Genomic DNA, 9,842 nt, shown 5'->3' with positions numbered 1-9,842 from the left:
GATGGCGCCGGCGGGACGAGCTTGCCGGCGTGGCACTCAGGAATGGCGAGCCCGATGGGCTTCGCCGCAGGGGCTCAGGCGGCCTGCTCCCGCGCCTCTCGCAAGGCCCGGTTCATGGCACTGAACAGCGCACGGATGCTGGCGGTGGTGATGTTTTCGTCGATGCCGATACCGTGCAGCGGGCGCTCGCCGTCCAGGCGTACCTCGATATAAGCAGCGGCCTTGGCGTTGCTGCCGGCGCCGATGGAATGCTCGTGGTAGTCCATGATCTCCAGCTTCACTGGCAACGCGGCGACCAGCGCTTCCAGCGGCCCCTTGCCGATGCCGCGCCAGTGAGCGATCTCGCCATCGGTCGCGACTTCCACATCCACCGCACTGGTGCCGTTCTCTTCCTGCAGACGATGGCCCTTGAGCGTGTACGGCGCGGTGGCCTGCAGGTACTCGGCTTCCAGCAGCGCGTAGATCTGTTTGGCACTCATCTCCAGGCCCAGGCGGTCGGTTTCCTGCTGCACCACCTGGCTGAACTCGATCTGCATGCGCCGCGGCAGGCTGATGCCGTATTCCTGCTCGAGCAGGAAGGTGATGCCGCCCTTGCCGGACTGGCTGTTGACGCGAATCACCGCCTCGTAGCTGCGGCCGATGTCGGCCGGGTCGATTGGCAGATACGGCACCTCCCAGACGCCTTCCGGGTCCTGCAGGGAAAAGCCCTTGCGGATCGCATCCTGGTGCGAGCCGGAGAACGCGGTATGCACCAGATCACCGACATAGGGATGGCGCGGGTGTACCGGCAACTGGTTGCATTCCTCGACCACCTTGCGCACGGCGTCGATGTCGGAGAAGTCCAGTTGCGGGTCGATGCCCTGGGTGTACATGTTCAGCGCCACGGTGACCAGGTCGACGTTGCCGGTGCGCTCGCCATTGCCGAACAGGCAGCCTTCGACGCGATCAGCGCCGGCCATCAGGCCCAGCTCGGTGGCGGCCACGCCGGTGCCGCGGTCGTTGTGGGTGTGCAGGCTGACCAGCACGCTGTTGCGACGGTCGACGTGGCGGCAGAACCACTCGATCTGGTCGGCGTAGATATTGGGTGTGGCGGCTTCCACCGTGGCCGGCAGGTTGAGGATCAGCTTCTGCTCGGGCGTCGGCTGGAACACCTCGATCACCGCGTTGCAGACTTCGACGGCGAACTCCGGCTCGGTGGAACTGAAGATCTCCGGCGAATACTCGAAACGCCAGGCGGTTTCCGGGTTCTGCGCAGCCAGGCGCTTGATGATCTGTGCCGCGTTGACCGCGATGTTCACCACGCCGGCCTTGTCCTGATTGAAGACGATGCGGCGGAAACTCGGTGCGGTGGCGTTGTAGTAGTGGACGATGGCCTGCTTGGCGCCCTTCAGCGACTCGAAGGTGCGGGTGATCAAGTCTTCGCGCGCCTGGGTCAGCACCTGGATGGTGACGTCGTCAGGGATGTGCCCGCCTTCGATCAGCTCGCGGACGAAGTCGAAGTCGGTCTGCGAAGCAGAGGGGAAGCCGACCTCGATTTCCTTGATGCCGACCTGCACCAGTGTCTTGAAGAAACGCATCTTCTTCGCGGCATCCATTGGCTCGATCAGCGACTGATTGCCGTCGCGCAGATCCGAGCTCAGCCAGATCGGTGCCTGGGTGATCGACTTGGATGGCCAGGTGCGATCCGGGATGTCGATGGCCGGAAAGGCGCGATATTTTTTCGATGGGTTCTTGAGCATGGTCATGGTGTTTCCCCAGGCGATCCTTGAGCTAGCAACTTGTCTGCCCATTACGGGCATCGGTTTATGGTGCAAAGCTAGTGCTTCGTGGTTATGCATTGCAAGGCTTGTTAAAAAATTGATGGTTTATTGCTGTAAGTGATGCTTATTGGTGATTGATGCTGGTTTGGTCATGAAAATCCAAGCTTGATTGCGCGGCTCTGTTGCGGCCTCATGTCGCAGCGGCCGGGGCGAAAAGGCTGTGCGATCATCCCGCCACTTCATAGGGTCATGTCACGAAGGACACGCCGGTGACACGCAAACGGCTTTCGACAATGAGCATCTGGCTTGGCCTGTTCGCCATGCTGATGATTCATGTCGGCCCGTTGTTCTCCGCCGTCCAGGCCGCCCAGGCCAGTGCGCAGCATCATCACCATGCCGAGCATGAGCCAGCCGCCCACGGTCATCACGGCCAGGCACGTGCGGGCGATCCCGCCTGGCTGGCAGCGCTCGAACTCTGCGGCTACTGCGAGCTGTTGACGGTCAATCCGCCGCTCAGCCTGTCCGTCGATCTGTTGCTGCCTCGCCACGAACCGGCTTACTTCCACCCGCTTCCCGAGCAGCCGCAGGCTCCTGCGCTGCGCCGCAGCAGCGGCCATCCCCGCGCGCCACCGTCTATCCACTGCTGACCGTAATCAGCCGCCTCGTTGCGGCCTAATCACATGCAGAAGTGGAAGTTCTTATGTCCAGCATTACTCATGGCTGTACGGCGCGAGCGCGCCTGTCTGAGCGTTTTTTGATTCAACCATCCCGCCTGCGTTGGCAGTTCGCCCATGCCGCGCTGCTGGGAATGCTCGCCAGTGGTGCAATGGCCGCGGAGGCTGAGCATGCCGGCCATGCGGAGCACGCCGAAGCCGTTGAACTGGCGCCGATGGTCATTACCGGCGTCGGCCAGCAGTCCCCACTGACCGTGGTGACCGACCCCAAGATTCCCCGTCAGCCGATGCCGGCCAGCGACGGTGCCGACTACCTGAAGACCATTCCCGGCTTTTCCGCCGTGCGTAACGGCGGCGTCAACGGCGATCCGGTGTTCCGCGGCATGTTCGGCTCGCGCCTGAAACTGCTCTCCAACGGCGGCGAGATGCTCGGCGCCTGCCCGAATCGCATGGACTCGCCGAGCTCGTACATCAGCCCGGACACCTTCGACAAGCTCACGGTCATCAAAGGGCCGCAGAGCGTGCTCTGGGGGCCAGGTGCCTCGGCCGCCACCGTGCTCTTCGAGCGCGAGCCGGAGCAGTTCAGCGAGCCGGATTATCGCCTCAACGGCAGCTTGTTGACCGCCTCCAACGGTCGCTTCGACCGCAACCTGGACGCCGCCGCCGGCAACAGTCAGGGCTATGCGCGGCTGATGGCCAACAGCTCCCAGGCTGACGATTACGCCGATGGCAACGGCGATACCGTGCCGTCGCGTTACGACAAGTGGAACACCGACATCGCCCTGGGCTGGACGCCGGATGCGGACACCCTGGTCGAGCTGACCGCCGGCCGCGGCGATGGCTACGCACGCTATGCCGGGCGCGGGATGGACGGCAGCCAGTTCCAGCGTGAGAGCCTGGGGCTGCGCTTCGAGAAGACCAATCTCGGCGAGACCTTCTACGGGCTGGAGGCGCAGGTCTACTACAACTACGCCGACCACATCATGGACAACTACAGCCTGCGCGATTTCGTGCCGTCGATGATGATGCCCAACCCGACGCTGTCGCGGGTCGACCGGCGTACGCTGGGTGGCCGGCTGGTCGGCACCTGGCAATGGACGGATGTCGAGCTCAAGGCCGGGGTCGATGCCCAGCGTAGCGAGCACCGCAAGGTCATGAACCCGGCCGGCGCCGCCAACCAGATGGTCACCGCTGCGGGAAGCGACGCACTGCCCTGGGTGCCGGACGCGATGCTGCACAGCTACGGCGTCTTCGGCGAGCTGACCTGGCAGCTCAGCGAGCGCGAGAAGCTCATCAGCGGCCTGCGCCTGGACATGCACGAAGCGACCGACGAGCGCGAGTTCTTCCGCAGCCATGACGCTTCGAGCATGCCCATCGTTTCCCGCAACTGGGACAACCCTACTGCCGGTGAAACGCGTCGCGACACGCTCTACAGCGGCTTCCTGCGCTATGAGGAGGAACTCGTCAGCCTGCCTGCGACCTGGTATGCCGGCCTCGGCCATGCCGAACGCTTCCCCGACTATTGGGAGCTATTCGTTTCCAATCCCGGCCCGGTGGGCACGCTGCAACCCTTCGACTCGGTGCGGCCGGAGAAGACCACGCAGCTGGACGTCGGCCTGCAATACGCCAAGGGGCCGCTGGAGGCCTGGGTTTCCGCCTATGCCGGCCTGGTCGAGGATTACATTCTGTTCAGCTATGTGCCCGGCGTAATGCCCGGCATGCTCCGCGCCGAGGTCAGCAACATCGACGCTACCATCGCTGGAGCCGAGATGGGCGCCAGCTACCGTTTCACCAGCAACTGGAAGGGTGATGCGAGCCTGGCCTATGCCTGGGGCAAGAACCGCAGCGACGATCGTGCCATGCCGCAGATCCCGCCACTGGAAGGACGTCTGGGCCTGACCTACGAGCGAGACAACTGGAGCACCAGTGGCCTCTGGCGCGTGGTCGCCTCGCAGGGGCGGGTCGCAGAGAACCAGGGCACGGTGGTCGGCAAGGACTTCGACGAGAGCGCCGGCTTCGGCGTGCTGGCGGTCAACGGCGCCTACCGGCTGAACAAGAACTTCAAGCTCAGTGCGGGCGTCGACAACCTGCTGGACAAGGCCTACAGCGAGCATCTCAATCTAGCCGGCAGTGCGGGCTTCGCCGATTACGGCCTTGAGCCCACCAGCCGAGTCAATGAACCGGGCCGCACCTACTGGGCGCGGGTCGACATGAGCTTCTAACGAGACAATGGCGGTAAAGGAGCGAGGGTTCGCCTCGCTCCGGACGTAGGTTGGCGCTGAGGCGCGGGGCGTGCTGGAGCGGCTCGCGGCGCTGGCATCAGGGATGACGCATGGGCAGCGCTCAAGGCGGTTTCAGCGGCTTCGTGCCTCAGCGCCAACCTACGATTAACTTCTTTCCTCGGCCGGATGTCCTTCCGGTTGCTGCAACGCCGGCGCGCCCGGCTGGCGCAGTGAATCGCGCCAATCGCGTACATCGCCGCCGCTTGGGTGCTGGAATACCCGCAGACCGAATTCCGGCAGGATCGCCAGCAGGTGGTCGAAGATGTCCGACTGGATGGCTTCGTACTGCGTCCACGCCACCGTATTGGTGAAGCAGTAGATTTCCAGTGGCAGGCCGTCCGCAGTCGGGCTCAGCTGGCGCACCATCAGCGTCATGTTCTGGTGCACGCCGGGGTGGGCGCGCAGATAGCGCTCGACATAAGCGCGGAACGTCCCAAGATTGGTCACCCTGCGGGTGTTGACCGGGTCCTGCCCACGCTCGGCGAGCTTGGCGTTCCACTCGTCGATCTCCTTGCGCTTGTTGACCAGGTAATCCTCCAGCAGGCTAAAGCGATACAGCCGCTTGCGCTCGTCGGCATCGAGAAAATGCACGCTCTGCTGATCCAGATACAGGCTGCGCTTGATGCGCCGGCCGCCGCTTTCCTGCATGCCGCGCCAGTTCTTGAACGAATCCGAGATAAAGCGCTTGGTCGGGATGCTGGTGATGGTCTTGTCCCAGTTCTGCACCTTGACGGTATGCAGCGCGATATCGATCACGTCGCCGTCGGCATTGAGCTGCGGCATCTCCACCCAGTCGCCGACGCGGATCAGGTCGTTGGAGGTGATCTGTACGCTGGCCACCAGCGAAAGCAGGGTGTCCTGGAAGATCAGCATCAGCACCGCCGCCATTGCACCGAGGCCGGAGAGCAGGATCAGCGGCGAACGGTCGATCAGAGTGGCGATGATGAGGATGGTGGCGATCGCGTAGATGACGATCTTCACCACCTGCAGATAGCCCTTGATCGGGTGCAGGCGGGCGTCCGGTCGGCGTTGGTAGACCACGTTGATGATGTCGAGCACCGCGCCGAGCGCCAGCGCGATGGTCAGCACGATGAAGCCGCCGCAGACGTTCTGCACCACGGTCACCGCGGCTTCCGGCAGGCCCGGTACGGTCGTCACGCCAAGCGACAGCACCAGTGCCGGGACGATGTTCGACAGCCGCTTGATGATGCCGAAATCCTGCAGTTCGCCATCGCGGGTGTGGCGCAGTAAACGGTAAAGGCCACGCACCAGGATGCGCTTGACGATCCAGTTGGACAGCCAGGCGGCGAAGATCAGCGTGGCACTGGCGAGCAGCGTCTGCAGTTCGGGGTGGGCTCTGAGCCAGTCCAGCCAGCCGGCCAGATCGTCAGACATGTGAATCTCCATTGAGAGGTGAGGGCGCGGCCTTGGCAAATTGCCTTGGCCGCGGCGGCTTGTCGGTGTGGCTGGGTCAGCGGATAAATTCGCGGCTGATACTCTTGAACAGTTCGGTGCCGGCGCGTTCCATCCATTCGAAGGCAACCATCTCCCGCGAGACGATCACCGCGCCGGCCTGGCGCATGCGCTCCAGGGCCAGCGCCTTATCGCTGGCCCGCCGCGAGCTGACGCCTTCTTCGACGACGAAGACTTCGTTGCCACGGGCGCGCAGGTCCAGCACCGTCTGCAGCACGCACACGTGAGTTTCGCAGCCGCAGATGACGAACTGCCGGCGTTCGCCACCCGGGCGCTGGAACAGTTCGCCGTCGCCGGCCGCGGAAAAATGCAGCTTCTCGACAATTGCGGTCTCGTCGACGTTCTCACGCAGAGCCGAAATCGTCTGGCCGAGGCCCTTGCTGTACTGCTCGGTCAGCAGCACCGGCACACCGACTCGCTGCGCCACCTGTTGCAGCCAGGCGGTGTGCTCGGCCATGGCTGCATTGTCGAGGATCACCGGAAACAGGCGTTCCTGGATGTCGATGATCAGCAGGGTGGAATCCGTTGCCTTGATACGCATCGCAGTGCTTCCTCGTGGTTCAGGGTTTGTAGGCGCCGATGAAGATGGCCGGGTCGACGCGCGCGTCGTTAAGGCTCACGTTCCAGTGCAAGTGGGGGCCGGTGGCACGCCCGGTCGCGCCGACTTTGCCGAGCACCTGACCCCGCGCCAGTTGCTCGCCGACCTTCACGCCGATCTCGGAAAGATGGCAGAACATACTGATCAGCCCCTGGCCGTGATCGACGAAAACGGTCTTGCCATTGAAGAAGTAGTCACCGGTGAGTATGACCTTGCCGGCCGCCGGTGCCTTGATCGGCGTGCCGCTCTTGGCGGCGAAATCCAGGCCCGAGTGCGGGTTACGTTCCTCGCCGTTGAAGAAGCGGCGCAGGCCGAACGGTGAGGACAGCGGGCCAGCCACCGGGCGGTCGAACAACAGATTGCTTGGCTGGTTGGCGCTGAACTGCCGGTAGGCGCGGGTCTGTTCGTCCAATTCGCGCTCGATGCGCTTGAGGTCGGCCGGGTTCGGATTGACCTGGCGCTGGTTCTTCAGCGTGATGTGCTGTGCTCGATAGTCGCGGCTCTCGACCTGGAAGGTTTGGGGACGGCCATCGATCTCCAGCTGCTGCGCGCCCGGTTTCACCGACAGCGGGATACCAACGATGGCGATCCAGCGCTGGCGATCCTCACGCACCACCAGCGTCTGCTTGCCCTGATAGCGAGCCTGCGGTGCGCTAGCGCCGTCACCTAGCTCGATCACGGCAACGCCGCCGGGCACAGGCTTGTTCAGCAGGCGGGTGATGAATCCCTCGGCATGGGCCGGCAGGGCAATGGCGAGGGCGAATAGCAGGGCGAAGACACGAGGCATGGGTGGGTCCGGTGCAGGAAACGGCCCATCCTCGCGTAAACGCTGGAATAGAGAAAGACCCAGGGATGTCAGAACGTTTCCGGCTAAGCAGCTGCCGCAGGGTCTACAGCAACGGCAGCGTTACTGGCTCCAGATGATTGTCTTCCACGCGCACCTCGAGTTCGCCCTCACCGAGCCGAGCCTTCAGCCGCTGCCCGGGCTGGGTCTGGCTGGCGCTGCGGATCGCCTGGCCGCGCTCGTCGAGCAGAATGCTGTAGCCGCGGCTGAGTGTGGCCAGCGGGCTGACCACATTAAGTGTCTGGGCGAGGCCCTGTAGCTGTTGCCGGCGGCCTTTCAGGTTGGCCTGCATCGCTCGCGGCAGACGCGAGGAGAGGTGTTCGAGTCGCTGCCGCAACAGATTCAGCGAACGCCCCGGGTGTTGCGCGGCCAGGCGTGTTGCCAGGCGGGCCAGACTCTCCCGGCCGCTGCACAGGCGGCGGTCGACGGCGCGCAGCAGGCGCTGCTCGAGGTCGTCGATGCGCTGGGCCTGCTGCTGCAGCCGTTCGCCGGGGTGGCGCAGGCGACGGGTCAGGCCTTCCAGTCGCATGGCGTCACGGTGCAGACGGTCGCGCATGCGCAGCACCAGGCGCTGTTGCAGCCCGCTCAGCCGGTGTTGCAGGTCGGCGCTGCTGGGGGCCAGCAGCTCGGCGGCCGCGGATGGCGTCGGCGCGCGAACATCGGCGACGAAATCGGCGATCGAGACATCGGTTTCGTGGCCCACGGCGCTGACAATCGGCGTGACACAGGCATCCACCGCGCGCGCCACCGCTTCTTCGTTGAAGCACCAGAGGTCCTCCAGCGAACCGCCGCCGCGGGCCAGAATCAGCGCATCGAAGCCCTGGGCATCGGCCAGCTGCAGTGCGCGGACGATCTGTCCGGTGGCTTCGCGACCTTGCACGGCGGTTGGAATCAGCGTCAGCTCGACCTGCGGCGCGCGGCGTTTGAACACCGAGATGATGTCGCGAATGACCGCGCCGGTCGGCGAGCTGACGATGCCGATGCGCCGCGGGTGGGCGGGCAGGGCAGCCTTGCGTTCGGCAGCGAACAGACCTTCGGCGCTGAGCTTTTCCTTGAGTGCCTCGAAGGCTAGGCGCAAAGCGCCGTCACCGGCCGGCTCCAGCGTATCGAGAATCAGCTGGTAATCACCGCGCCCCTCGAACAGCGAGACCTTGCCGCGTACCCGCACCGCCAGGCCGTCGCGCAGCGCCTGGCGTACCCGCGCCGCGTTCTGCCGGAACAACGCGCAACGCACCTGGGCGTTCTTGTCCTTGAGGGTGAAATAGATGTGGCCGGAAGCCGGGCGGGCGAGGTTGGAAATCTCGCCTTCGACCCAGACCTGGGCGAACACGTCCTCCAGCAGCAGCCGCGCGCGGCCGTTGAGCTGGCTGACGGTCAGTACTTCGCGATCGAGATTGAGACGCTGGAAGGGATCTTTGAGCATGGCGACGATGATAAGCCGGGCGCGGCCAGGCGGAAACCGAAACTGCTTCGCGTCCGTCCAGCGGGCCTTGACCGGCCAATGGGTGGCGCTAAGCTGCGCGGCCTTTCTTCATCTCCCGTTCCGAGCCGCCATGAGCCACAGTCAAGCGATCATTGTGCCGCGCATTTCCACGTTTCCAGCGCACGAAGCCAAGGCGCGGATGATTCTGCGCTGGCTGGCCGAGCGGCGCATCGTCGAGGCGCTGCCGACCACCTGCGGTCGCGGCGTTGGCGGCATGGGCTACGCTATCGCTTCCGGCGCGCGCAGTGTCGTGCAGCATCCGGAACGCTTGCCTTTTGGCGAGGCCATCAACGGCCTTGAAGTGGTGACCAAGCGCTGCATCTACACGCCAACACGGGATTTCGCCGAGGAGGCAGGCTGCCCCGAATGCCGTCGCGAGATTGGCGAGGCGTTGTTTGAAAGCCTCGACGAGTGGATGCCTAAGCAGACCGACAATTTTACCTGTCCGGAGTGTGGCTTCGAAGACGACATCAACGGCTTCCTGTTCATTCCGGCGTGCGGCTTTTCCAATCTCGGCTTTATCTTCAATGGCTGGGGCGAGGCCGGCCTTCGCCAGTCGTTTCTCGATGAATTCGCCGAACGCCTGGGCTTCAAGGTGGCGCTGGTGATTGATCGGCCGTGACCGATCGGTCATTTCGGCGATGCCGCGCATTTCGCCGTGCGCGACGCGCCTCACATCCGCATTGAGCGTGAAGGGGTGCGTGGGTATAATGCCGCGCTTCCTTTTT

General features: G+C 64.2%; 8 protein-coding genes. 3 read left to right on the top strand and 5 right to left on the bottom strand.

All coding sequences use genetic code 11. From position 1 onward, the window contains the following. Positions 1-74: 74 nt before the first annotated feature. Positions 75-1,745, bottom strand: a complete 1,671-nt coding sequence (leuA, locus tag LO50_RS19860; RefSeq protein WP_044316111.1) for a 2-isopropylmalate synthase — start codon at positions 1,743-1,745, stop codon at positions 75-77. Between the two features lie 308 nt (positions 1,746-2,053). On the opposite strand from leuA, the gene LO50_RS19855 reads away from it, so the two are divergent. Together LO50_RS19855 and LO50_RS19850 are read left to right on the top strand one after the other, a co-directional pair. Then, complete coding sequence (locus tag LO50_RS19855; RefSeq protein ID WP_044316110.1) at positions 2,054-2,407, top strand: DUF2946 domain-containing protein; 354 nt, start codon at positions 2,054-2,056, stop codon at positions 2,405-2,407. Positions 2,408-2,460: 53 nt separating this feature from the next. After that, entirely contained in the window at positions 2,461-4,656 is a 2,196-nt protein-coding gene (locus LO50_RS19850) for a TonB-dependent copper receptor (RefSeq protein WP_044316109.1), read from the top strand. 165 nt (positions 4,657-4,821) lie between these two features. Here LO50_RS19850 and LO50_RS19845 read toward each other — a convergent pair whose 3' ends face one another. The 4 genes from LO50_RS19845 to xseA all read right to left on the bottom strand — a co-directional run bounded on the left by LO50_RS19845 (position 4,822) and on the right by xseA (position 9,054). Beyond that, positions 4,822-6,111 (bottom strand): mechanosensitive ion channel family protein, encoded by a 1,290-nt coding sequence (locus LO50_RS19845; RefSeq protein ID WP_014819485.1) that lies wholly within the window; start codon positions 6,109-6,111, stop codon positions 4,822-4,824. A 76-nt stretch (positions 6,112-6,187) separates the two neighbouring features. Then, on the bottom strand, positions 6,188-6,730 hold the full coding sequence (locus tag LO50_RS19840) for a hydrolase (RefSeq protein WP_044316108.1): 543 nt from the start codon (positions 6,728-6,730) through the stop codon (positions 6,188-6,190). Between the two features lie 19 nt (positions 6,731-6,749). Further along, a complete protein-coding gene (locus LO50_RS19835; protein WP_044316107.1) occupies positions 6,750-7,574 on the bottom strand; it encodes a M23 family metallopeptidase in 825 nt (274 codons plus the stop codon). Between the two features lie 103 nt (positions 7,575-7,677). Beyond that, on the bottom strand, positions 7,678-9,054 hold the full coding sequence (xseA, locus tag LO50_RS19830; RefSeq protein WP_044316106.1) for an exodeoxyribonuclease VII large subunit: 1,377 nt from the start codon (positions 9,052-9,054) through the stop codon (positions 7,678-7,680). Between the two features lie 130 nt (positions 9,055-9,184). On the opposite strand from xseA, the gene LO50_RS19825 reads away from it, so the two are divergent. Then, positions 9,185-9,736: a hypothetical protein gene (locus LO50_RS19825; protein ID WP_044316105.1), complete on the top strand. Its 552-nt coding sequence runs from the start codon at positions 9,185-9,187 to the stop codon at positions 9,734-9,736. Positions 9,737-9,842: the final 106 nt, after the last annotated feature.

The organism is Stutzerimonas stutzeri (assembly GCF_000935215.1).
Lineage (GTDB): Bacteria > Pseudomonadota > Gammaproteobacteria > Pseudomonadales > Pseudomonadaceae > Stutzerimonas.
Note: the sequence above shows the minus strand (reverse complement) of the source record. Positions and strands in the feature narration are given on the sequence as shown.

Coding starts and splice junctions, on each gene's coding strand:
- LO50_RS19845 (WP_014819485.1), bottom strand. CDS start 6,111: ATGTCTGACGATCTGGCCGGCTGGCTGGACTGGCTCAGAGCCCACCCC.
- LO50_RS19855 (WP_044316110.1), top strand. CDS start 2,054: ATGAGCATCTGGCTTGGCCTGTTCGCCATGCTGATGATTCATGTCGGC.
- LO50_RS19835 (WP_044316107.1), bottom strand. CDS start 7,574: ATGCCTCGTGTCTTCGCCCTGCTATTCGCCCTCGCCATTGCCCTGCCG.
- xseA (WP_044316106.1), bottom strand. CDS start 9,054: ATGCTCAAAGATCCCTTCCAGCGTCTCAATCTCGATCGCGAAGTACTG.
- LO50_RS19825 (WP_044316105.1), top strand. CDS start 9,185: ATGAGCCACAGTCAAGCGATCATTGTGCCGCGCATTTCCACGTTTCCA.
- LO50_RS19840 (WP_044316108.1), bottom strand. CDS start 6,730: ATGCGTATCAAGGCAACGGATTCCACCCTGCTGATCATCGACATCCAG.
- LO50_RS19850 (WP_044316109.1), top strand. CDS start 2,461: ATGTCCAGCATTACTCATGGCTGTACGGCGCGAGCGCGCCTGTCTGAG.
- leuA (WP_044316111.1), bottom strand. CDS start 1,745: ATGACCATGCTCAAGAACCCATCGAAAAAATATCGCGCCTTTCCGGCC.